Genomic DNA, 20,441 nt, shown 5'->3' with positions numbered 1-20,441 from the left:
TGGGGACGCCGGGCAAACCCCGGGGCGCCGGGCGGACGGGGGGTGTCCCCGGCGACGGGGTTTGAACGCGCCGCCGGCGAGCAGTCGCCCTGTGAAGCCCCCGGGCGAACCCGACGAGGAGGGACGTGGCATGGCCGCGCACACGCAGGACAACCAGGACGTCGTCGCGCTGATCCTCAAGGACCACCGCACGATGGAGGACCTCTTCCGGCGCATGCGCAGTGTGGAGTCGGACCGGGCGGGCGCCCTCGCGGAGTTCTCCGCCCTGCTCATCGCGCACGGCGAGGCAGAGGAGACCGAGGTGTACGGCGCCCTGAAGCGGTTCAAGGACGTCGACAACGAAGAGGTCGAGCACGGAGCCGAGGAACACGCCGAGGGCAACGAAGCGCTCCTGGCGCTGCTGGAGGTGTCCGAGGTGGGCTCCGAGGCATGGGACTCGCGGCTGGAGGACCTGGTGAAGGCCGTCTCCCACCACCTCGACGAGGAGGAGCGGACGATCCTCAACGGTGCCAGGGAGAACGTGCCGGACGAGCGGAGGGCCGAGCTCGGAGCCGCCTTCCTGCGCGAGCGGGAGCGTCAGCTCGGGACCGACTGCGGCAGCGTCGAGCACGTGCGCGCGGTCGTCGGCGGATGACGACGGCGCCGCCGGGGGCCGGTGAGCACCCCGTTCCGGCCGCCGACCCGCCGGGCAAGGGCCACGGCAAGGACCACGGCGGGGACCAGGGCGGGGGCGGCGGCAAGGGCCATGGTGAGGGCAAGGACACCGAGACGCGCAAGACGATTTGGGTGGCCCTCGCCGCCAACCTCGTCATCTGCGTCGCCAAGGGCATCGGCGGCGTGGTGGCCGCCTCCCCCGCATTGCTCTCGGAAGCGGCCCATTCGATCGCGGACAGCCTCAACGAGGTCTTCCTGCTGGCCTCCCTCAAGCGCAGCAGGCGGCCCGCGGATGCGCGCCACCCCTTCGGCTACGGCATGGAGCGGTTCTTCTGGTCCCTCCTCGCCGCCGTCGGCATCTTCGTCACCGGCGGCTGCTTCTCCGTTTTCCAGGGCATCGAGGCCCTCCGCAACGGAGGCTCCGAAACGCGCGACGGCTACCTCATCGGCCTGGCCGTCCTCGTCCTCTCCCTCGCGGCCGAGGGGACCTCGCTGGCCCGGGCCGTGCTCCAGGTGCGCCGCGCCGCACGGGCCGGTGGCCGGGGCGTGTCGGCGGAGATCCGGGCGGGACACGACCCCGCCCTGCGGACGGTCCTGGCCGAGGACAGCACCGCGTGCGCCGGTGTCATCCTGGCGATCGTCGGCATCGTCCTGCACATGGCGACCGGGGAGATCGCGTACGAGGCGTGCGCGTCCATCCTGATCGGGGTGCTGCTCGTCTACGTCGCCTACACGCTGGGCCGGGCGGCCCGCGGGCAACTGCTCGGCGAGGCCGCCGATCCCGCCGTCCAGCGCGAGGTGCGCGCCTTCCTCACGGAGCAGCCGGAGATCGACACGGTCACCGCCCTGCTGACCATGCGCCTGGGGCCCGACTCGGTCATGGTGGCCGCGCGCGTCGACCTGACGCCGGGCTACGACAGCGAGACCGTCGAGCAGTCGATGGTGCGCATCCGCCGAGAGGTGCGCGAGCGCTGGCAGGAGCTGGACCAGGTGTTCCTGGACGTCACGGACGTGGCGGCGACCCGGCACGGGGCCGCCGCCGACGGACACCTCTGACGCCCCCGGGCCCGTTCAGCGCCGGGCCGCGAGCCCCTGCCACTGCTCGCGCAGCGCCGCGAACGCCTCGTGGAAGCCCGGGAAGGTCTTCCGTACGCACCCCGGATCGTCGAAGGTGACGCCCGGGGTGCGTAGCGAGGCCACCGCGAAGGACATCACCATCCGGTGGTCGCCGTGCGTGGCGATCTCCGCCGGTCCGGGGGCGGCGGGGTCGATCTCGATCCAGTCGGGCCCGGTGCGGACGGGCACGCCCATGCGCCGCAGATTCTCCGCGCAGGCCTCCAGGCGGTCGCACTCCTTGACCCTCGTATTGGCCACGTCCTCGATCCGCACCGGCCCCGACGCGAAGGGCGCGAGGGCGGCGAGCGTGGGCATGGTGTCGGAGACGTCCCGCATGTTGACGGTGAGCCCGTCCAGCGTCCCGGTGCCCGCCACCGTCGTGGCTTCGTCGGTGACGCGCACCCGGGCGCCCATGCGCTCCAGCACCTCCACGAAGCGCAGGTCGCCCTGAAGGGCCCCGCGGCCCAGGCCCGCCACCGTGACCTCGTGGCCCATCAGCGCCGCCGCGGCGAAGAAGTAGCTCGCGGTGGAGGCGTCGGGCTCGATGGCGTAGGTGGTCGCGCGGTACCCGCCGGGCGGAACGTCGAACACCTCCCCCTCGGGCGAGTCCCGTCGCTCCACCTCCACCCCGAAGGCCCTCATCATGGCCAGGGTGATCTCCACGTACGGCGCCGAGACCAACCGCGTGACCGTGATCCGCAGCCCCTGGCGGGTGAGCGGCCCCAGCATCAGCAGGGCCGTCAGGTACTGGGACGACTCCCCGGCGTCCAGGGTGAGTTCACCGCCCTCGATGCCGTCGGCGGTGATGCCCAGCGGGTGGTGACCCTCCGCCTCCAGGTGGCGCACCTCGACGCCGAGGCCGCGCAGCGCCCGGGTGAGCGGGGCGACGGGGCGGCGGCGCATCTGCGCGGAGGCGTCGAAGCGGAAGTCGCCCCGGCCGGCCGCCGCGAGCGCGGGCAGGAAGCGGGCGGTCGTGGCGCCGTCGCGGCAGTACACCCGCGCCTCCCGCGCCGCTGGGCCGGTGGGCGAGCCCTGGACGAGCCAGCGGTCGGGGCGCCGCTCGACGCGGTAGCCGAGGGCGAGCAGACCCTCGGCGAACCCCTCGGTGTCGTCGGACAGCAGTGGCCGCACCAGCGTGGTGGTGCCCTCGGCGGCCGCGGCCAGGAACAGGGCCCTGGCGGTGATGGACTTGGATCCGGGGACGTCGACGATCGTCACGGCAGCGCTCTCTCCCACACGGGTGTTCCTACGGTTGCGCTGGAGATCCTGCCCCGTCGGCGTCCTCGCCGTCGGCCTCTTCCACCCGTTGGACGCCGGCCGCCCCGCAGGTCATGGGGTCCGGCCGCTGCGGCACGGTGGGTTCCGGTCCCCGGAGCATGGGGCGTCGGCTCCGGGGTAGGCGCAGCGTGACCAGACCGGCACGCGGCAAGGGAGGCCTCATGGCGGACGGCACCGAGGTCGGGCGGGACGAGACCGCGGACGAACGGGCCGACCGACAGTGGCAGGAACTCATTCAGGAGATCCGCGTCGCCCAAACGGGTGTCCAGATCCTCTTCGGGTTCCTGCTCACCGTGGCCTTCACTCCCACCTTTCACGGGCTCGCGCAGACCGACAAGACGATCTACATCGTGACCGTCGTGATGGGTTCGCTGGCGACCGGCGCGCTCATAGGGCCGGTCGCCTTCCACCGCATCGTCTCGGGCCGACGCATCAAGCCCGAGGCCGTCGCGTGGGCGGCGCGGCTGACCTTCACGGGCCTGCTCTTCCTGCTGGTCACGTGCACCGCGGCGCTCTTCCTCGTCCTGCGGGTGGCCACGCACAACGCCCTCGTGCCCTACCTCGTGGGAGGGGTGCTGGCCTGGTACCTGCTGTGCTGGTTCGCCCTGCCCCTGTGGGCAAGGATCCGTTACACCGCCCAGGACTGACCACCGGAGCGGGCTCCGGGCGGCCGGGGGGCGGCCGGGGCGGTGGGGCTCAGGTGTGGAGGCGGCTGTTGGGTCCGTCCTGGTCACCGGCGCTGTCGTCGTTGAACCAGTAGTCCCCGGCCGCCAGGTAGCGGAACGAGTGGGTGCGCTCGCTCGGCAGCTCGATCGTGACGGCCCGCTTGCCGTCCTGGCGCAGGCGCATGGTGTGGGTGCCGGGCTGCCAGCCGTTGAAGTCCCCGACCACACTGACGGGGCCGGGCGGGCGGTCGCCCGGAAGGATGAACGTCACTTCGGTGCGGTCCTTGCGCAGTTTGCGTTCCAGCACGGCTCATCTCCTGATGGCGTCGAGGGGCGGGGTGCTCGGGCCCATCCTCGGTGCCACGCACGCGGGCCGCATTCCGGCGCAGCCGTCATCCCGCCCGAGGGGCGTCGGGAACGGCGGGAGCGCCGAATGTGGTGGGGGAGCGCGGGTAGGCGCCCGGTGCGCCCGTACGGGCGACCTTACGAAGGGAGCGACCATGCCTCGCGGGTCCAGCCCCAAGCGCGAACGTCAGTACGAACACATCAAGGAGAGCGCGGAAAAGCGCGGCGAGAGCGCCGAGCACGCCAAGGAGATCGCGGCGCGGACCGTCAACAAGGAGCGGGCTCGCGCGGGCGAATCGGAGACGGCTTCCGACCTTTCGCTGAGCGACATGTCCTCCGGCGAGCGCGGCGGCCGGCGCTCCCACACCGGGGCGCGGGGCCCGACGTACGACCAGCTCTACGAGGAGGCCAAGCGCCGCAACCTGCACGGCCGCTCGTCGATGGACAAGGCCGAGCTGAAGCGCGAACTCGGACACTGAGCCGGCGACGGGGCGAAGCCGGCCCCGCCGCGCACCGGCCGTCCGCGATCCCGCGGAAGGGGCCCTGGGGGCCGACCCGTTCCGCTGCCCGAACGCCCGGTTCCGCCGGGGCGGGGAGGCCGTGCGGTCCCGGCCGCGCGGTGTGAGTACGGTCTGGTCATGCAGAACACCATGGGTCTGGAGCAGCGGGGCCACGTACTCCTCATAGCCGGGAGTACGGCGGTGCACCGGCGGACCGTTCAGGTGGCGCCGAGCGCCAACCTGGCCGCCCTCGGGGTGGTACCGGTCTCGATGCTGTTGAACAGCGACCTCCCCTGCGACACGACGTACCTCGACGGCGCGCGCGATCCGAACCTGGTCCTGACCCGGCTGCGGACCGCCGCGGCCACGCCGGGCCCGCTGTTGGTCTACCTGTCGGGCCGGCTCACCGTGGACCGCCGCAGCGGCCGGCTGCACCTCGCCCTCGCCGGCACGACGGCCGCCTCGGTCCGCTACACGGGGCTGCCCTGGGAGTGGCTGGGCGTGGAACTGCGCGGCCGTCCGGCCGGGTTGACGACCGTGCTGGTCGACCTGGTCGCCGACAAGGCGGCGTGGCCCCTGCTGCGGGAGTACGGCAGCCTGCCCGCGTCCCCGTCGGCCGAGGTCTACGGGGTCGTCTCCCCGCCCGGCTTCGCCGGCAGCGGCAACGCGGTGAGCGGTTACACCCGGCGCTGGATCGACCAGCTGGGCAGCAACCCCACCCGCCCGGACAACCTGCGGCTGCACGCCCTGGCGGCCGGAGCGGCGGCGCTGCCGCCGGGCGCCCTGGTGCTCCCGACCGCCCGGGAACTCGCCGCGCCGGGCCAGGCGCGCAGGACGCCGGGGAGGCCCGAGACCCCCGAGCCGCCCACCCCCGGCCGGGCCGCCGCGGCGGACGCCGGCGGTGACTCCGTCCGGGATCCGCGGCCGCACATCCACGCCCTCGCCACCTCGGGGCGGCACGTCGAGGCCGCCGCTCTGGCGCAGGCCTGGGAGCAGTACGTACTGCGGAACACCGGGTACGGGTCGGCCGAGGCGACCGGCTGGTTGGAGATCCGCGCCGACCTCGCCCGGATGGCCGGCAGCTTCGGGCTCGCCACCGAGCTGTGGACCGGCGCCGCCCGGATCCGGCTCGCGGCCCACCACCCCGACGCGCCGGAGGTGCACGCGGCGGCGACGGGCGCCCTCTACTGCTGGACCCGGGTCAAGGACCCGGAGACGGCCATCGGCGCCGCCCCGGAACTCATCCGCCTCCTGCGCGCCCTGCCGTCCCTCGACTCCCGCCACGTCCAACTGGCGCAACAGCGACTGGAGTTTCTCCACCGCGCCCCGAGCCGTACCTGACGGGGCCCGCGGGGAAGGGAACATGGTCGAGCACGAGGCCTACCTCGTCGAGCAGGGCCCCGGACGGGCCGGTGACCGGCGGGGAATGGCCCCGCGCATCGGGGGCATACGGTCGCAAGGATCACCGGGACGGTCAGCGGAGGTGTTGGCAGTGAGGGCTACGAGGATTCTCGAATGGTTTCCCGCCGGCGGGCCCCACGGCAGCCGCCCGGCCGAGGAGTACGCCGCCCAACGCACCGCGCGCGGCCAGGCGGTGACGGTCGTCATGTGCCTGGAACGGGACGCGTTCCTCGTCGTGGCCTGCGACCACGAGCCCGCCGCGTCGGCCGCGTAGCCGGTCGCCGGACGCGGCCGAAGAGGGCACCGGCGGGGCGGGTGCGGGCTACCCTCCGAGGATGGAACGCGCAGAGGTTCTCAGGCGGGTCATCGGCATCCTCACCGAGGCCCAGGAGATCCGCCGGGCAGCGGAAGCCGGCGAGGACGACGACGTACCCGAGGCGGTGGCGGGAGTCGCCACCCAGTTGCTCAACGAGATGCTGCCCTCGATCAGCGTGCCCGCCGAGTCCTCCCCACGGCAGGTGGCGCGCCTCGTGGCGGAGGCACTGGGCCCGGCCCTGCACACCATGGTGGCCGGGTTCAGCCTCGCCTTCACGAGTCTCGCGATGGCCCATGACGCCGGCCGCACGGACGTCTCCTCGATCGAGGTCCTCCAGCAGCTCGCCCTCGAAGTGGAGGCGGGAACCTACGACGAGGGGGCCTGAGGGCCGTCCCGAAATGCTGATGTCATATGCCTGTCCGTCGACCCGGGCTCGTGCATATGGTGTGGCTCCGGACGATCCCGGGCCGGCGCCCCTCCCGCCCTCCCCAGCGGGAGGGTCGCCGTGCGCGAAGGGCCGTCCCGGCGTCTGTGGGCCCGAAGGACCGGCGGAGCCGGCGCGTCGTCTTCGTGCCCGCGCGCCCGGTGGCCCGCCGGTCAGCCCCCGCCGGCGGTCGGCACCTTCCCCCGCCGGTGGTCGACCGCCCCTTCGCGCGCGGCGCGGGCGAGGCACCGTACCCGCCCGTCCGCCGTGCCGCACGGGCTCCCGCACTCCAGTAGATTCGTCCTGCAAGCAGGACCGACCAAGGATGGGGGAGGACATGGCCACGAACTCCGCGCCCGGCAGCGTCGAATTCGCGACCCACGGGGAAGCGCGCGTCGTCGTGATGGCGGGAGAGTTCGACATGGACCACCTCGGGGGCCTACGGGAGGCGCTCGATCCCCTCGCCGAGGGCGTGGCCCGCTACGTCCTCGACGTCACGGCGGTCACGTTCACCGACTCGACCGCGCTCAGCGTGATGCTCCAGCCCGTCCTGGTCAGGCCGGTGATCCTGGCCGGAGTCACCCCCGGGCACCTCGCTCGGCTCCTCGAAGTGACGGGCGCCGACCGGGTGTTCGCCTCTGCGGCCTCCGTGGAGGAGGCCCTGGTGATGGCCGTGCCGTCCCGGCGCGCCTGAGCGGCCTCCACCGGTCAGTCCTCGGCGCCGCAGTCCGGGTGGCCCCAGCGCGAGGCGAGCTTCACGATGGTGTCGCCGGCCGCGTAGGGCTTGCCGCACGGGCAGCTCCCGGGGAACTTCGCCTTGACCGAGGCACGGGTCCGGGCGCCGCCGCCGGCCTTCGCGGACGGGGTCGAACCGGAGTCGCCCTGACGCGCGGAGCGACCGCGGGTCGGCGCGCTGCGTGCCGGTGTGCTGCGTGCCGGTGTGCTGCGGGTCGGAGAGGGGACGGGCACCGTCGTGTGGCCGAGGGCGGTCCCGGCGGGCTCCTGGCTGAGCGCGGCGTCGCCGGCGGCCTGGTCGGCGATCGCGTTCAGGTGGTCACCGTCCTCGCGGTGGGCGGGGACGTAGCGGAACTCCACGTCCCGCTCCTCCAGCAGCGCGTCGATGGCCTCCACCAGCTCCCGGTTGGCGACCGGCTTGCCGGCCGCCGTCTTCCACCCGTTGCGCTTCCACCCGGGCAGCCACTGCGTGACGGCCTTCATGGCGTACTGGGAATCCATGCGCACCTCGACGGTGCGACCGGGCTCCACCGCCTCCAAGAGCCGCTGGAGCGCGGTGAGTTCTCCCACGTTGTTCGTGGCCCGGCCCAGTGGCCCGGCCTCCCAACGCTCGGGGCGCCCCTGGGCGTCCCCGATCACCCACGCCCACCCGGCGGGCCCGGGATTCCCCTTCGCCGCTCCGTCACAGGCGGCAATGATCCGTTCAGACATGCCCCGATCATGCCTCACGCCCGGTGGTGGCCCGTACCGCATGCGGTCACGGGCGCGGGGCAAGCGCGGGCCATGACGGTCAAGAAGACAAGCGTGCTCGTACTGGACTGCGCCGAGCCCCAGGCCCTGGCCCACTTCTACGCGGAGCTCCTCGGCGCCGACGTGAAGGTCTCGCAGGATCCCGACCTGGTGGAGGTGGTGGGAGGCAGCGGCGTCCACCTCGCCGTCCGCCGTGACCACGGATACGCGCCGCCGAGCTGGCCGCGCCCCGAGGACTCGCAGCAGGCGCACCTGCGGATCCTCGTCCACGCCGAGGACCTCGACGAGGCCGAGCGGGAGGCCGTCTCGCTCGGAGCCCGGCCGATGGCCACCGACACGGAGGGGCCGCGCGACACCCGGCTGCTCAGCGACCCCGCGGGTCACTCCTTCACGCTCGCCGCCACCGCATAGGCCACGGAGCCTGCTGCTGGGTAGAATGTTCGTACTTTTATGCATATGCAAGGGTTGGCCAATCCCTCGCACTCGCGGCGGCGAATGGGTGGTAGGACCGCTCGACCCGGGCTGGTCAGCTGGTCATGCGTGATGTGCAGGAGATGAACATCATGACCGTTTCCATCCGATTCCGTCATATCGCCGCCAGTGTCGCCGCGACTGGCCTACTCGCCGGAGGAGGCCTCCTCGGAGCCGTTGGCACCGCGTCGGCCACACCGACCGTGACGCCCTCCGTGACCAGTTCGGCCCCCACGGACGACAGGGGCAACGGCGACGGCCAGGGCAAGGGCCAGGGCAACGGCAAGGGCCAGGGCAGCCGTCACGACGACAACCGTCAGAACGGCCGCGGTGACAACGGTGACCACGACAAGCGCAACGGTCACGACCGCTGCTCCTGGGAGCGCGGTCACTGGGGCAAGAGCTGGGTCAAGGGCCACTACGAGAAGAAGTGGCACCCCGGCACCTGGCACCCCGGCTACAAGGACCACCACGGGCACTGGCATCCCGGCTGGCAGGGCAAGGGCTGGTACCAGAACCACTGGGTGCCGGGCCACTCCGTCGGCCACTGGGTGCCGGGCCATTGGAACTGCCACGACAAGTGGTGACCGTTCCGGATCGTGTCCGCGACGCATGAGGCCCCCGGGACGGGGCACGCGAGGTGCGGGGCGGCGCGACGACGGCCGCCTCGCAGGACTTACGGAATGAGGAAGGGCGGCGGAACCTTCGCCGTCCTCCGTCGACCGGAGGAGTTGTTCTCGCGTGACTGAGCATGTGTGGAGTTACAAGTCGACCGCCGGCCCCCTGGCCGGTGCGGATCTGACCGGATACAAGGTCGAGGCGACCGACGGCGGCATCGGCAAGGTGGACAAGCACTCCGACGAGGTCGGTGACGCCTACCTGGTGGTGGACACCGGGGTCTGGATCTTCGGCAAGGAGGTCCTGCTGCCGGCGAGCACCGTCGTCAGCATCGACCCGGAGGAGCGGACGGTCTTCGTCGACCGGACCATGGGCCAGATCAAGGACGCCCCCGAGTTCCACCGCGACAAGCACCTGGGCGACCCGGGGTACCGGGAGGAGCTGGGCGACTACTACGCCCCCACCGCCCCCTTCGGCATCCCGCACACCTGACCATCTTGCGCACGGCCGGACCGGCGGCCCCGACATCCCCCGCGCGGGGGGCGTCGGGGCCGCCCGGCGTTTCGCGCCCCCACGTCTCGCGTACGGTGCCGCGCGAGCGTCGGAGCGGCGCCGGGGGGTGGTCGCGATCGGCTCCCGGGAGGGGTCCGGACCTCAGCAGGGGCGGACCGGCTGGAGGTTGTGCACGTAGCGCGCCGAGACCCAGCCTTTCGAGCCGTGCAGCCGGTACCACACGGGGTTGCCGTCGACCCAACCCCCGCGCTTCTGGCAGGCGAGGAGAACCCGCTCGTGCGGGTGCAGCTGCTTCACGACCTCGGAGTAGGCCGTCGGCTTCTCGCGGACGTTGAGCGGTGCGCGGGACTCCACGACACCGACCGGGTACGCCGCCGCCCGGGCGCGTTCCGTGCTCTCGTGGCCGCCGGCCGCCCAACCCGCCGTGCCCAACGGCCCGATGAGTACGCCGACCGCCAACGCGTACGTCGTCAACGCCTTCTTGACCATCGCCACCACACTCCCTGTATCGCCTCGGCCTGATCCGGCGGCCCTCGCCGCCGAACACCGAACGACTATCCACCCCAGGTGCGGCGGACCGGCGCGAACACGCCCCCGTTGGTCCGTACGGCCCAGTGGCCCGGCCTGGATAGGGGACGGTGGAGGGCGCGGAGGCCCGCGCGGAAGGCCCCGGCGGCGGCCGTACGGGTGATCTCCGGCGGCTGCCCATCACGGCGGTCCGGACGGATTGTCCTACGGTCATGACTACTTCGAGCACCCTGTCGCTCCGGACGGCGCGACGCGCGGACAAGCACCCCCTCCCCGACCCCCACGACCGCCGCGGGCTCCGGGAGTCGTGGGGGTTGACCCCCGGGCAGGTCGCGGCGGCCTTCGGGGTGACGGCGGCCACGGTCCGCTCCTGGGAGTCCGGACGCACCGCGCCCACCGGTCCGCGGCGCGAGGCCTACCGGCGCTTCCTGCTCGGCCTCGCCCAACGGGCCGAGGCCCGCAGCGAGCCTGTCGTCCCGGACGGGTGTCGGCCCGCTCGGCCGGCCGCGCAGGTGCCCGATCCCCGGGAGTCCGGCGAGGTCCGCACCGGGGAGGTCCGCACCGGGGAGGTGCCGCGCCAGGGCCCGCCGGCCGACCTCCCGCGACCGGAACCCGCCCCGTGGGAACCGGGTCTGGGCGCCGCCGCGGCGACCCTGTCGGCCTGGGTGATCGTGCTGGTCCTGCTGGGCACGTACCTCCCCGGATGGATCGACTGACCGCCCCCCAGCCCCAGAGCTGTGCCTCACACGATCCCGGTCACACGATCCCGGTCACGGTGACGCGGACCGGGATCGTGCCCGCCTCGGCCGGGCACACCGCCAGGACCGCCTCCCGCACCGCCCGGGTCACGTCGAGCGCCCGGTGTCCGCGCAGCAGGACGACGTGCACCTCGACCGCGGTCGGCCCGCCGCCGGCCGGCCCGCCGATCCGGATCCCCGAGGAGCCGTCACCGGACGTCCGCCGGGGCGAGCGCCCCGCCCGGGACGCCGCGCCGGCGCGCAGGCGCTCGCCCAGGCCGGGCCTGAGGAACGCGACGCCGGGCACGGCCAGGACCGCCTCGGCCAGGAACGCCCGGGTGAGCTCGCCGCCGTGCGTCGCCGTCATCGCCGGTCCTCGTCCTCGTGCTCGTCGGTGTTCGCGTCCGGTTGCGGTTCGGGTTCCTGGTGCAGGTCGGTGACCACGACGTCGACCGCCGTGACCCGGAGGCCCAGGTCCCGCTGCGCCGTCTCCGCGATCGCCCGCCGGACGTGGTCGGTCGCCCCTCGCAGGTCCCGGAACATGCCGAGCGTCACCTCGATCCGTACGCGTACCGGCGTCCGGGCCGGCGTCCCCGTGTCGGGGCGGTCCGCTTCCGGACCGACGCGGCAACTGCCGGCCCGTACCCCGGGCACCCGCTCGGCGGCGGCCCGGAAGGCGCGGGCGGCCACGGCCTCGTGGATCCAGGCGTCCTCGTCCGCCTCGCCCAGCGGGAGCGTCCGACCGGGGCGCAGTTCCGTGCGCACCAGCTCCATGACGCTCGCGGTGAGCCGGGCGGCGTCCACGTCCACGTCGGCGGCGCCCAGCCGCTCGTGCCACTCCCGCCGCTCCTGGAACACGGCGTGCCGCAGCAACCGGAAGTCCTCCAGCGCGGCCGCGCAGTCCGGGCAGCCGGCCGTGTGCGGATCGGCGGGACGGGAGGCGGCTCCCTGGTTGTCCCACAGGTCGGCGAGGTCCCTGCCGCACGCCAGGATCCCCTCGTGGTCGGGGTCCTCGCCGCCCTCGTCCCGCGGCGGACGGATCTCGTTCATCGCCATGCGCCCATCGCCTCCGTCAGACAGCGGCGTGCCCTGAAGACCCTGGCACGTACGGCTTCCTGGGTGATGCCGACCACCTCGGCGATGGCCTCGTACGGCATCCCTTCGATCTCACGCAGGACCCAGCAGGCACGCTGCTCCGCCGAGAGCCCGGCCATCGCCTGCCCCAGCGCGCGGACCGCCGCCGTGGACTCGGCCGCGCGCGCCGGGGAACTCTGGTGCTCCGGGGCGACGGGCTCCGGGACGTCGTCGATGTCGGTGACCGGACGGCGGGCCCGCAGCACGTTCAGGCAGCGGTTCGTGACGATGCGGTGCAGCCAGGTGCGAAATCCGGCCTCGCCGCGGAACTCGGGCAGCTTGCGCCACGCGCTGATGAACGCGTCCTGGACGGCGTCCTCCGCCTCGGTCCGATCGCCGAGCAACCGGTACGCCAGGTGGACCATGGCCGACCCGTGGCCGCGCACCAGTTCCTCGAAGGCCTCCTCGTCGCCCTCCGCCGCCCGGACGGCGAGCAGGGCGTCGTCGGGCCGCTCCACCGGGTCGAGGCGGTGTGGCTCGTGGTCCCGCTGTGCCGTCACGCGGCGGCTCCTCTCGCGTCCACTCCGTCAGACACCGCCCGGCACGCGCTTGTGACGGGCGATCACGAGAAATCCGCCGAATCCATCCTTTCGTGCCGAACGGGCCCGGCCCGTAACGAAACGGCTCTCCGGAGTGTCAGACGTAGGCAGCCCCCGTCCGGGCTGCCCGACGAGAAGGAGCAGCGATGAGCACCCAGGAACTGGCCCCGTCCGGCGACGTTCGCGAGGACCTCGCCACCACCCTCGGCGCCGGCCACGGCGGCGTCTCGGAACCGGCGCCGACGCGCGGCAGGACCTCCATCGCCGACATCGTCGTCGTCAAGATCGCGGGCCTCGCCGCCCGTGAGATCCCCGGCGTCCACGACATGGGCGGCGGCCTCTCGCGGACCCTGGGCGCGGTGCGCGACCGGGTGCCCGGCGGACGCCCCAACGTCGGGCGCGGGGTCAAGGTCGAGGTCGGGGCGCGGCAGGTGGCCATCGACGTGGAGCTGGTCGTGGAGTACGGCGTGGCGATCCCGGACGTGGCCCGCGACGTCCGCGAGAACGTGATCGCCGCGGTCGAGCGGATCACGGGGCTGGACGTCGTGGAGGTGAACGTGGCCGTCAACGACGTGCACCTGCCGGACGAGGACACGGCCGGTGAGGCGTCGGGGGAGTCACGGGTCATGTGAGTCACGGGCACCCCAGTCGCGCCTCGCGCGAGTCGCACGTGATGTGAGCGGGCCCGGGGCACGACCGCCACGGGTTCCGGATGCTGTGGACGGAGTCGAAGAGATGGGCAAGGACGTACTCGGGCTGCTGGTGGGCATGGCGCTGGCGTTCGCGGGGTGGTTCGGCGGGTTCGGGGCCTTCCTCCTGGTCACGGCCCTCGGCGGGCTCGGATTCTGGGTCGGCGCGCGCCTGGAGGAGGGCATGGACCTCCGTGACCTGCCGGTCGCCCGTGACCGGAGCCGAAGGTGACACCGGGCGGGCGGGGCGTCACCACGATCGCCGACCGGGCCGTGCGGAAGATCGCCGAGCGGGCCGCCCACGAGGCCGTCGCACCCTCCGGGGGCGCGGTGTTGGACGGGGAGGCGTCCGTACGCCACGACAGGGCGGTGGTCTCGCTGCGGCTGGCGCTGCCCTACGGCGGGTCGGCCGACGCGGCCGCACGGGACGTACAGCGCCACGTCGCGACCCGGACCGCGCACCTGACCGGTCTGCTCGTGCCGTCGCCACGGGTCGGGGTCCGGGAGCTGACCGCGCCGGCCGGATCCGCGCCCGCCGACGCGGGACCCGCCGCGGACCCCGCGGACCGGGAGCCGGGGCGGGTGAGGGGGCGGCCGTGGTCCGAGCGGTGCGGCCCGACGGTCCTACTCGCGGCGGCCGTCCTGGGATGCGCCGCCGCCGTCGGGTCGGTGCGACACCCGTTCGCGGTGCTCGACGGGCACGTCCACATCGACGTCCTCGGTTCGAACGGCGCCGCCGCGTGGTTCGGCGGGGCGCTCGCGCTGCTCGGTCTGTGGTCGCTGGTGCTGGCCGTCACCCCGGGTCGGCGCCGCGACCTCGTGCTGGCGACGGACGGGTGCGGGGCGCGGGCCGTCATCGACCGCCGGTCGGCGGGGCGTCTGGTGGGCGCCGCCGTCACCCGGGTCCCCGGCATCGGGAGCGCCCGCGTACGGATGGGACGCCGGCGCCTTCGCGTGCGCGCCGCGCTCGCCTTCGGCGACCCGGACCCGGCACGGGCACTGGTCGCCGAGGCCACTGCCGCCGCCGTGGCGGACCTGGGGCTGCGCCGCGCTCCTCGGACCAGGGTCACGGTGCGCCGGTGAACCACACGCGCACCTTCCTCAACCGGCTCGTCCTGCTGTGCGCGGCCGTGGTCCTCCTGGCGGCCGCGCAGGCCCTGCTCGGCGTCGGGCCCGCCTGGCAACCGGCGGCGCGCACCTGGTGGTGGGGCTTGCCCGGCAGGGCCCGGACGGCATCGGTGGCCGCCCTCCTCGCCGCCGGGGCGGTGTCGGCGCTCGCGCTGCTCGCGCTCCAGTGGAGGCACCGGATCTTGGCCCGACTGCCCCTGCGGGCCTCCGGGACCCTCCTGCGCGGCGGCGCCGTCGCCTCGGCCGTGGCCCGCCGTCTGGAGGGCGTGCCGGGGGTGACGTCCGCCCGGGTACGCCTCCACGGCACCGCGGACCGGCCGCGCCTGAGGGTCCGCCTGGTCGTCGAGGACACCGCCGACCCGCGCCGGGTGATCGCCGGAGCGACCGGTCGGCCGCTGCGCGAGGTCCGGCTGTTCCTGGCCCCGCGACTCCTGGAGGCGGAGGTACGCGTTACCGTCCGCCGCCCCCGGTCACACCGGGTCCGCTAAGGGCTGTCCCGTAATCCCTGGTGGGCGCGCGGGGTCGGGACAGCCCTTGGGCCGTCCCGCCGTGAGGTGGGGGTCGGAGGTGGGAGGCGCCTACGGGGCCACCCGGCAGGCGCTCACCGCGGTCCCGTTCGTCACGCCGTTGCCCTGGGTCAGGCTGGTCACGCATCCGGTGTGGTCGCTCGCCCCCTTGGCACAGGCCGCCCGGACGGAGGCGGGGGCCTCGCCGCCCTGGAGTTCCCGCTCGACCTGGTTGATGCAGGACGAGACGTCCGCGTGGGCCGCGGGGACGGTGAAGGCCGCGCCGCCCAGGGCGAGGGTCAGGCCGGTGAGGACACCTGCGATACGGGTCGACGTGCGCATGGGACGCACCTGCTCTCCGGGATCGTCACGGCCCGGAACCTGGAAGTGCCGGGTCCGCGTGGAACGGCGCCGAGCGCGCACGGCCGACTTCGACCACCGGGCCCCGCCCCGGACCGTCTCGGCAGGTTTCCCCTCCCTCGTCCGACGCTAGAACAGCCCCTCGCGCCCCGCACTCCAGGGGCACTCGGGTGGCAGGTCCGGCAAGCGGCGGCTCAGACCTCGTCCTCCATGCCGATGGCCTTCTCCAGGTCGCGCGAGGCCCGGCCCGGCTCGCCGCGCTGTCGTTCCAGCAGGGCGGCGGCGATGGCGTCGAGCTTCTGCTGGATCGCGTGTTCGGCGCGGCGTTCGGAGTTCTTCAACAGGGCCAGCAGGAGAAGGGAGACGGCCGCCATGGTGTCCCCGACGAGTAGCTGCCAGCTCGTGGAGAGGCCGGCGAAGTGGACCGCCAGGAAGGCCGCCACGAGAAGCACGCACAACGCGGAGAAGCCGGCCGAGCTCGTGAAGTTCGACGCGAGCTCGGCCAGCTTCTCGAAGCGGCCGATCCGTCCGTCACCGTGCTTCTTGGCGGGGTGCTCAAGGCTCATGCCGGGCTACTGCCCGCGCATGTGTTCGGCACACGCCCGCAAGAGCGAGGAAACGGGTCGGACCGCCGAGGTGTCCCGGCGGGGGACGGGGTCAGGACTTGTCCCTGGCCTTCTTCATCTTGTCCGAGGTCTTCGACATCGTCTCCTCGGCCTTGCCCTCCATGCGCTCCGCGCTGCCTTCCGCCTGCATGCGCGTGTTGTCCATCGCGCCGCCGGCGCTTTCCTTGATCTTGCCCTTGACCTGCTTGGCCTTGCCCTTTGCCTTGCTCATGACGGGGTCGTTCCTTCCTGATTGGGGGTGCTGCCACTCTGCTTGCGCGGCAGCGGGCCCGCAATTCGTACCGGACCGTACGGGTTCGTCCCCTGGGGATTCCCGCTCAGTCGGGCGGTTCCGGCACGGCGGGCGGCTCCTCGGGCGAGGGCCGGGCGTGGGCCGGACGGGGGTCGTGGGGCTTCGGGGCGGGACGCGCGGGCTTGGGGTCGCGAGGGACCGGATCCGTCCGTCCGGGCGTGGGTCCGGGGCCATCGGTTCGTGCCGCGTCGTGTTCGGTGGTCTGGTTCGTAGGAGTCACCTGCGGGTTCCTTTCCGTCCGTACGTCCCGCCCCTGCCCCCTCGCGCGCGACTCAAGCGGAATCGGGTGCGGGGCGGGCGGAGAGCGGGGTGGCGATCTGCTCCAGGGACCGGCCCTCGGCGGCGACCGCGTAGAAGACGGCCACCAGTCCGGCGGCCACCATCAGTGCGGCTCCGATGCAGAAGGCGAGCACCGCGTCGGACACCTTCCCGCTGGAGGTCAGCCCGGAGAAGATCAGCGGGCCGGAGATGCCGCCCGCCGCCGTGCCGATGGCGTAGAAGAACGCGATGGCCATCGCACGGGTCTCCATCGGGAAGATCTCGCTGACGGTCAGGTAGGCCGAACTGGCCCCGGCCGAGGCGAAGAACAGCACCACGCACCAGCAGGCGGTCATGGTCAGCGCGGTCAACTGCCCCGCGCCGAACAGCCAGGCCGTGCCGAAGAGGAGCAGTCCGGACAGGATGTAGGTGCCCGAGATCATGGGCCGGCGCCCGAGGGTGTCGAACAGGCGCCCCAGCATCAGCGGGCCGAGGAAGTTCCCGAAGGCGATCACGGCGAAGTAGTAGCCCGTCACCCCGCTGGAGACGTCGAAGAAGGTGACGAGGATGGAGCCGAAGCCGAAGGTGATCGCGTTGTAGAGGAAGGCCTGACCGACGAAGAGGGACAGGCCCAGTACGGCGCGTCGCGGATAGGAACCGAAGACCGTCCTCGCGATCTCGCCGAAGCCGACGCTTGCCCTCTGGGCCACCGTCATGGACTCCTCCGGCTCGGGCAGTCGGATGCCCTTCTCCGCCTCGACCCGTTTCTCCACCTCCGCCACCAGCGTCTCCGCCTCCTCGGCCCGGCCGTGGATCAACATCCAGCGCGGGCTCTCGGGGACGTGGCGCCGCACCAGCAGGATGACCAGGCCGAGCACCACCCCGAGGGCGAAGGTGAGGCGCCAGCCGAGCCACGTCGGGAAGATGTCGGTGTTCAGGGCGAGCACCGACAGGAGGGCGCCGGCGACGGCTCCGATCCAGAAACTGCCGTTGATGATCAGGTCGACGCGCCCGCGGAACCTGCTCGGGATCAGCTCGTCGATCGCCGAGTTGATGGCCGCGTACTCGCCGCCGATGCCGAAGCCGGTCAGGAAGCGGAACAGGAAGAACCACCAGACCGAGAAGGAAAGGGCCGTCAGCGCCGTCGCCGTCAGATAGAGGGCGAGGGTGATCAGGAACAGCTTCTTGCGGCCGTACAGGTCGGTGAGCCGACCGAAGACCAGCGCGCCGGCGCAGGCACCCGCCACGTAGAGCGCGGCGGCCATTCCGGTGACCTGGGCGTCGGTGATCGAGAGCCCGCTGCCGTCCTCGGAGAGCCGGCTCGCGATGCTTCCGACGACGGTCACTTCGAGCCCGTCCAGGATCCAGACGGTGCCCAGTCCCGTCACGATCATCCAGTGCCATCGGGACCACGGCAATCGGTCCAGCCGCGCGGGCACTTCGGTGGTGATGGTGTCCGTCTTCACTCCGGTGCGCTCAGGCATGCTCCGGCGTTTGCCCGGGCCGCCCCACGGCAAACGCGGCGGGAAACGGATGGAACCCTTCCGGCGCGGGCCGACCAGGCCGACGTCGTTTCAGGCCGCCGCCACGGTCTCGGCGAGGGCGTCCACCACATCGCTCAGCCGTCCGTGCCCGCGGTGGGCGGCCCTCTGCCGCGCCGCCCCGCCGCCTTCGGCGCGTAGGCCGTCCAACAGGGAGTCCACGAGGGAGAGGTCGCCCGCGGCGGCGAGCCCGGGGGCCGCCCGTTCGCGCAGCCGCTCGACCAGGGACCAGGCGGGCAGCTCGATGCCGTCGATCGGATCCAGACCGGGGCCCTCCAGACCGTGCACGGCCGCGAGCCGGTGGGCCTCGTGGAGCCGCGCGAACCCCAGGCTCGGGGCCGGGACGCCCTCGCACGCCTCCGGGCGCAGGGTGGCGGCGAGCCCCCGTACGAGGACCGCCAGCAGCACGACGGTGTCGAGCCGGGCGTTCACGTCGGCGACGCGGATCTCCAGCGTCGGCACGTGCTCGGAGGGGCGGGCGTACCAGTAGATCATCCGCCGGTCCATCACGGCTCCGCTCCGCACGAGGGCGTCGGCCACCCTCTCGTACTCCGCCTCGTCGAGCACCGGCGCGGGTCCCACGGTCGGCCAGCGCGCGTACTCCACCGCCCGCCAACTGGCGTGACCGCTGTCCTTGCCCCGGTCGAAGGGGGAGTTCGCGGCGAGCGCCTGGAGCGAGGGCAGCCAGGGGCGCATCCGGTTGGCCAAGTCGAGGGCCTCCGCCCGGCCGTGCACCCCGACGTGGACATGGCACCCGCACACCACCCGGTCGTAGTTCCCGAGGATCTCCGAGAAGTGCGCGGCCATCTTCCGGTAGCGGGGATCACCGGTGACGGTCAGGGGATGCTGCGGCGCTATGACGGGCGTGCCGGTCGCCGACAACAGGCAGTGCTGGGATGCCGCCGCGCGCACCATCTCGGCCCGCAGCCGTGCCAGTTGGGCGCGGAGCTCGGCGGGGCTCGCCGTGGGGTCGGTGCACACCTCCACCTGGGCGGTGAAGAACTCCGGCTGGACCAGAGGCCCGAGCGCGTACGAGGCGGCTTCGATGACGCGCGGCCCGCGCCCCACCGGGGCCCGGCTGCGACGGTCGACGAGCAGGAACTCCTCCTCGACACCCATCGTGAGCGCGGCGGCCGGGACGAGCGCGTCCGCGAGGGGCGCGGGGGAGGGGAGTACCGCGCCGTCGGGGCCGGCGGTGGTGGGGGCAGGGGTGGACACGGTCTGTGCCATGGGTGGGCCCTTCCATCCGTAGGGGCCGGGCGTCGGGCATCCGCAGGGACCGGGCGTGGGGCCGATCACGTGGTCGCGCCGCCGGTCACGTGGCCGGTCGGGCGCTCGCGCGCGGCCCCGTGGGGGGCGCATACCCCCCGGAACGACCCTCACTCCGACCCCGTCAGCCGGGGTCCGGGAGGAAGGGGAGGTAGTCCGTGTCCGCCACGGAGGGGACCACCACGTAGCTGGCCTCCGGAACCTCGTTCCACATGCCGGGCAGATCACCCAGTGGCTCGGAGACCACGATGCGGCTCGCGTCGGAGACCTCCCGGAGGTAGTTCAGTTCCGGGTGGAGGTGACGGACGGCATCGGCCCGGCTGCTGTAGAAAAGCGACCGGGACGCGCCCTGGCTGGAATAGCGAAACGCCCAGACCCGCTCCCCGTCGCTCACCGCCACCGTCATCTGGAGCGGTTCCGGCACGCCGTGTTCCTTGCCGAGCCGCTCCACCAGCCCCGCCATCCTGGCCACCGCACCCGGGACGTCCTGGTCGAGGCCGAACGTGACCGCCAGGTAGAACATCACCTCGGAGTCGGTGGAACCCTCGATGGACGAGAAGAGGGACGGGTCGACGGCCATGCACAGGTCCCGCTGCAGTCGCGGGAATTCGGCGATGGCCCCGTTGTGCATCCACAGCCAGCGTCCGTGACGGAAGGGGTGGCAGTTGGTCTCCTGGACGGCCGACCCCGTCGAGGCGCGCACGTGCGCGAAGAACAGCGGCGAGCGGACGTGCGCGGCGAGTTCGCGCAGGTTGCGGTTGTTCCAGGCCGGTGCGATGTCACGGAAGACCGCCGGTGTGCCGTCGCCGCCGTCCGGGCTGTACCAGCCGAGGCCGAAACCGTCACCGTTGGTCGCCTCGACGCCCATGCGGGCATGGAGGCTCTGGTTGATCAGCGAGTGCTCCGGACGGTAGAGCACGGCGTCCAACAGCATGGGCGAACCCGAGTAGGCGAGCCAGCGGCACATGCGCACCATCCCTTTCGCGCGGTGGTGGTTTGCTCCGAGCCTAACCCCGCGGCCGAAGACCTTCCCGCGCGCGACGCATGC

General features: G+C 73.2%; 29 protein-coding genes. 16 read left to right on the top strand and 13 right to left on the bottom strand.

Annotated elements, in window-relative coordinates:
• The first annotated feature begins 130 nt into the window (after positions 1–130).
• Positions 131–634: a hemerythrin domain-containing protein gene (locus ACIOD1_RS10420; RefSeq protein WP_365612641.1), complete on the top strand. Its 504-nt coding sequence runs from the start codon at positions 131–133 to the stop codon at positions 632–634.
• Positions 631–1,710 carry a cation diffusion facilitator family transporter gene (locus ACIOD1_RS10415; protein ID WP_401901466.1) on the top strand — a complete coding sequence of 360 codons (1,080 nt, stop codon included), beginning with the start codon at positions 631–633 and terminating at the stop codon, positions 1,708–1,710. Before ACIOD1_RS10420 ends, ACIOD1_RS10415 begins: the two co-directional genes overlap by 4 nt.
• A 15-nt stretch (positions 1,711–1,725) precedes the next feature.
• Here the strand turns inward: ACIOD1_RS10415 and aroA are convergent, their stop codons facing one another.
• Complete coding sequence (gene aroA, locus ACIOD1_RS10410) at positions 1,726–2,988, bottom strand: 3-phosphoshikimate 1-carboxyvinyltransferase (protein ID WP_401902318.1); 1,263 nt, start codon at positions 2,986–2,988, stop codon at positions 1,726–1,728.
• 221 nt (positions 2,989–3,209) lie between these two features.
• Here aroA and ACIOD1_RS10405 point away from each other — a divergent pair, with 221 nt between their 5' ends.
• Entirely contained in the window at positions 3,210–3,695 is a 486-nt protein-coding gene (locus ACIOD1_RS10405) for a DUF6328 family protein (RefSeq protein WP_365612647.1), read from the top strand.
• 49 nt (positions 3,696–3,744) lie between these two features.
• Here ACIOD1_RS10405 and ACIOD1_RS10400 read toward each other — a convergent pair whose 3' ends face one another.
• Positions 3,745–4,020 carry an isoamylase early set domain-containing protein gene (locus ACIOD1_RS10400; protein WP_365612650.1) on the bottom strand — a complete coding sequence of 92 codons (276 nt, stop codon included), beginning with the start codon at positions 4,018–4,020 and terminating at the stop codon, positions 3,745–3,747.
• A gap of 193 nt (positions 4,021–4,213) precedes the next feature.
• On the opposite strand from ACIOD1_RS10400, the gene ACIOD1_RS10395 reads away from it, so the two are divergent.
• The 5 genes from ACIOD1_RS10395 to ACIOD1_RS10375 all read left to right on the top strand — a co-directional run bounded on the left by ACIOD1_RS10395 (position 4,214) and on the right by ACIOD1_RS10375 (position 7,393).
• On the top strand, positions 4,214–4,537 hold the full coding sequence (locus tag ACIOD1_RS10395; protein ID WP_365612653.1) for a plasmid stabilization protein: 324 nt from the start codon (positions 4,214–4,216) through the stop codon (positions 4,535–4,537).
• 159 nt (positions 4,538–4,696) lie between these two features.
• On the top strand, positions 4,697–5,899 hold the full coding sequence (locus ACIOD1_RS10390; RefSeq protein WP_401901464.1) for a hypothetical protein: 1,203 nt from the start codon (positions 4,697–4,699) through the stop codon (positions 5,897–5,899).
• Between the two features lie 151 nt (positions 5,900–6,050).
• Positions 6,051–6,233, top strand: coding sequence for a hypothetical protein (locus ACIOD1_RS10385; RefSeq protein WP_365612658.1), 183 nt, complete (start codon positions 6,051–6,053; stop codon positions 6,231–6,233).
• Positions 6,234–6,294: 61 nt separating this feature from the next.
• Positions 6,295–6,660 carry a hypothetical protein gene (locus ACIOD1_RS10380; protein WP_365612661.1) on the top strand — a complete coding sequence of 122 codons (366 nt, stop codon included), beginning with the start codon at positions 6,295–6,297 and terminating at the stop codon, positions 6,658–6,660.
• Positions 6,661–7,036: 376 nt separating this feature from the next.
• Positions 7,037–7,393, top strand: a complete 357-nt coding sequence (locus ACIOD1_RS10375) for an STAS domain-containing protein (RefSeq protein WP_365612664.1) — start codon at positions 7,037–7,039, stop codon at positions 7,391–7,393.
• Positions 7,394–7,407: 14 nt separating this feature from the next.
• Here ACIOD1_RS10375 and ACIOD1_RS10370 read toward each other — a convergent pair whose 3' ends face one another.
• Entirely contained in the window at positions 7,408–8,145 is a 738-nt protein-coding gene (locus ACIOD1_RS10370; RefSeq protein WP_401901463.1) for a ribonuclease H, read from the bottom strand.
• 72 nt (positions 8,146–8,217) lie between these two features.
• On the opposite strand from ACIOD1_RS10370, the gene ACIOD1_RS10365 reads away from it, so the two are divergent.
• The 3 genes from ACIOD1_RS10365 to ACIOD1_RS10355 all read left to right on the top strand — a co-directional run bounded on the left by ACIOD1_RS10365 (position 8,218) and on the right by ACIOD1_RS10355 (position 9,765).
• Positions 8,218–8,595, top strand: coding sequence for a VOC family protein (locus ACIOD1_RS10365; protein WP_365612670.1), 378 nt, complete (start codon positions 8,218–8,220; stop codon positions 8,593–8,595).
• Positions 8,596–8,870: 275 nt separating this feature from the next.
• Positions 8,871–9,242: a hypothetical protein gene (locus tag ACIOD1_RS10360; RefSeq protein ID WP_365612673.1), complete on the top strand. Its 372-nt coding sequence runs from the start codon at positions 8,871–8,873 to the stop codon at positions 9,240–9,242.
• Positions 9,243–9,396: 154 nt separating this feature from the next.
• Positions 9,397–9,765, top strand: a complete 369-nt coding sequence (locus ACIOD1_RS10355; RefSeq protein WP_365612676.1) for a PRC-barrel domain containing protein — start codon at positions 9,397–9,399, stop codon at positions 9,763–9,765.
• Positions 9,766–9,927: 162 nt separating this feature from the next.
• On the opposite strand, the gene ACIOD1_RS10350 is transcribed toward ACIOD1_RS10355, so the two are convergent.
• On the bottom strand, positions 9,928–10,275 hold the full coding sequence (locus ACIOD1_RS10350; protein ID WP_401902316.1) for an SH3 domain-containing protein: 348 nt from the start codon (positions 10,273–10,275) through the stop codon (positions 9,928–9,930).
• A gap of 251 nt (positions 10,276–10,526) precedes the next feature.
• Here ACIOD1_RS10350 and ACIOD1_RS10345 point away from each other — a divergent pair, with 251 nt between their 5' ends.
• Positions 10,527–11,030: a helix-turn-helix domain-containing protein gene (locus ACIOD1_RS10345; RefSeq protein WP_401901461.1), complete on the top strand. Its 504-nt coding sequence runs from the start codon at positions 10,527–10,529 to the stop codon at positions 11,028–11,030.
• A gap of 40 nt (positions 11,031–11,070) precedes the next feature.
• Here the strand turns inward: ACIOD1_RS10345 and ACIOD1_RS10340 are convergent, their stop codons facing one another.
• The 3 genes from ACIOD1_RS10340 to ACIOD1_RS10330 are packed head-to-tail and all read right to left on the bottom strand — an operon-like array spanning position 11,071 to position 12,685.
• Complete coding sequence (locus ACIOD1_RS10340; protein ID WP_365612682.1) at positions 11,071–11,418, bottom strand: Asp23/Gls24 family envelope stress response protein; 348 nt, start codon at positions 11,416–11,418, stop codon at positions 11,071–11,073.
• On the bottom strand, positions 11,415–12,107 hold the full coding sequence (locus tag ACIOD1_RS10335) for a hypothetical protein (RefSeq protein WP_401901459.1): 693 nt from the start codon (positions 12,105–12,107) through the stop codon (positions 11,415–11,417). The genes ACIOD1_RS10340 and ACIOD1_RS10335 overlap by 4 nt, the downstream gene beginning before the upstream one ends.
• Entirely contained in the window at positions 12,098–12,685 is a 588-nt protein-coding gene (locus tag ACIOD1_RS10330; protein WP_365612687.1) for a sigma-70 family RNA polymerase sigma factor, read from the bottom strand. Before ACIOD1_RS10330 ends, ACIOD1_RS10335 begins: the two co-directional genes overlap by 10 nt.
• 185 nt (positions 12,686–12,870) lie before the next feature.
• On the opposite strand from ACIOD1_RS10330, the gene ACIOD1_RS10325 reads away from it, so the two are divergent.
• From ACIOD1_RS10325 to ACIOD1_RS10310, 4 genes are all read left to right on the top strand, one after another.
• On the top strand, positions 12,871–13,356 hold the full coding sequence (locus tag ACIOD1_RS10325; RefSeq protein WP_365612689.1) for an Asp23/Gls24 family envelope stress response protein: 486 nt from the start codon (positions 12,871–12,873) through the stop codon (positions 13,354–13,356).
• 103 nt (positions 13,357–13,459) lie between these two features.
• On the top strand, positions 13,460–13,645 hold the full coding sequence (locus ACIOD1_RS10320) for a hypothetical protein (protein WP_401901457.1): 186 nt from the start codon (positions 13,460–13,462) through the stop codon (positions 13,643–13,645).
• The gene (locus ACIOD1_RS10315; protein ID WP_365612694.1) at positions 13,642–14,496 is read left to right on the top strand and encodes a DUF6286 domain-containing protein; all 855 of its coding nucleotides are present in this window, start codon (positions 13,642–13,644) and stop codon (positions 14,494–14,496) included. The genes ACIOD1_RS10320 and ACIOD1_RS10315 overlap by 4 nt, the downstream gene beginning before the upstream one ends.
• Entirely contained in the window at positions 14,493–15,029 is a 537-nt protein-coding gene (locus ACIOD1_RS10310) for a hypothetical protein (RefSeq protein WP_365612696.1), read from the top strand. Before ACIOD1_RS10315 ends, ACIOD1_RS10310 begins: the two co-directional genes overlap by 4 nt.
• Positions 15,030–15,119: 90 nt before the next feature.
• Here ACIOD1_RS10310 and ACIOD1_RS10305 read toward each other — a convergent pair whose 3' ends face one another.
• The 6 genes from ACIOD1_RS10305 to ACIOD1_RS10280 form a co-directional block, all read right to left on the bottom strand.
• Positions 15,120–15,389 (bottom strand): hypothetical protein, encoded by a 270-nt coding sequence (locus ACIOD1_RS10305; RefSeq protein WP_365612699.1) that lies wholly within the window; start codon positions 15,387–15,389, stop codon positions 15,120–15,122.
• A 212-nt stretch (positions 15,390–15,601) separates the two neighbouring features.
• The gene (locus tag ACIOD1_RS10300) at positions 15,602–15,973 is read right to left on the bottom strand and encodes a low affinity iron permease family protein (RefSeq protein WP_365612702.1); all 372 of its coding nucleotides are present in this window, start codon (positions 15,971–15,973) and stop codon (positions 15,602–15,604) included.
• Between the two features lie 91 nt (positions 15,974–16,064).
• The gene (locus tag ACIOD1_RS10295) at positions 16,065–16,244 is read right to left on the bottom strand and encodes a CsbD family protein (protein ID WP_365612704.1); all 180 of its coding nucleotides are present in this window, start codon (positions 16,242–16,244) and stop codon (positions 16,065–16,067) included.
• Positions 16,245–16,597: 353 nt separating this feature from the next.
• Positions 16,598–18,067 carry an MFS transporter gene (locus ACIOD1_RS10290; RefSeq protein ID WP_365612707.1) on the bottom strand — a complete coding sequence of 490 codons (1,470 nt, stop codon included), beginning with the start codon at positions 18,065–18,067 and terminating at the stop codon, positions 16,598–16,600.
• 90 nt (positions 18,068–18,157) lie between these two features.
• A complete protein-coding gene (locus tag ACIOD1_RS10285; protein WP_365612709.1) occupies positions 18,158–19,354 on the bottom strand; it encodes a glutamate--cysteine ligase in 1,197 nt (398 codons plus the stop codon).
• Between the two features lie 163 nt (positions 19,355–19,517).
• Complete coding sequence (locus tag ACIOD1_RS10280; protein ID WP_365612712.1) at positions 19,518–20,360, bottom strand: class II glutamine amidotransferase; 843 nt, start codon at positions 20,358–20,360, stop codon at positions 19,518–19,520.
• Positions 20,361–20,441: the final 81 nt, after the last annotated feature.

It is taken from the genome of Streptomyces sp. NPDC088097 (genome assembly GCF_044741845.1).
In the GTDB taxonomy this organism is placed as follows: Bacteria; Actinomycetota; Actinomycetes; order Streptomycetales; family Streptomycetaceae; genus Streptomyces.
The sequence above is the reverse complement of the archived record's forward strand: the minus strand, read 5'-3'. Positions and strand labels throughout refer to the sequence as shown.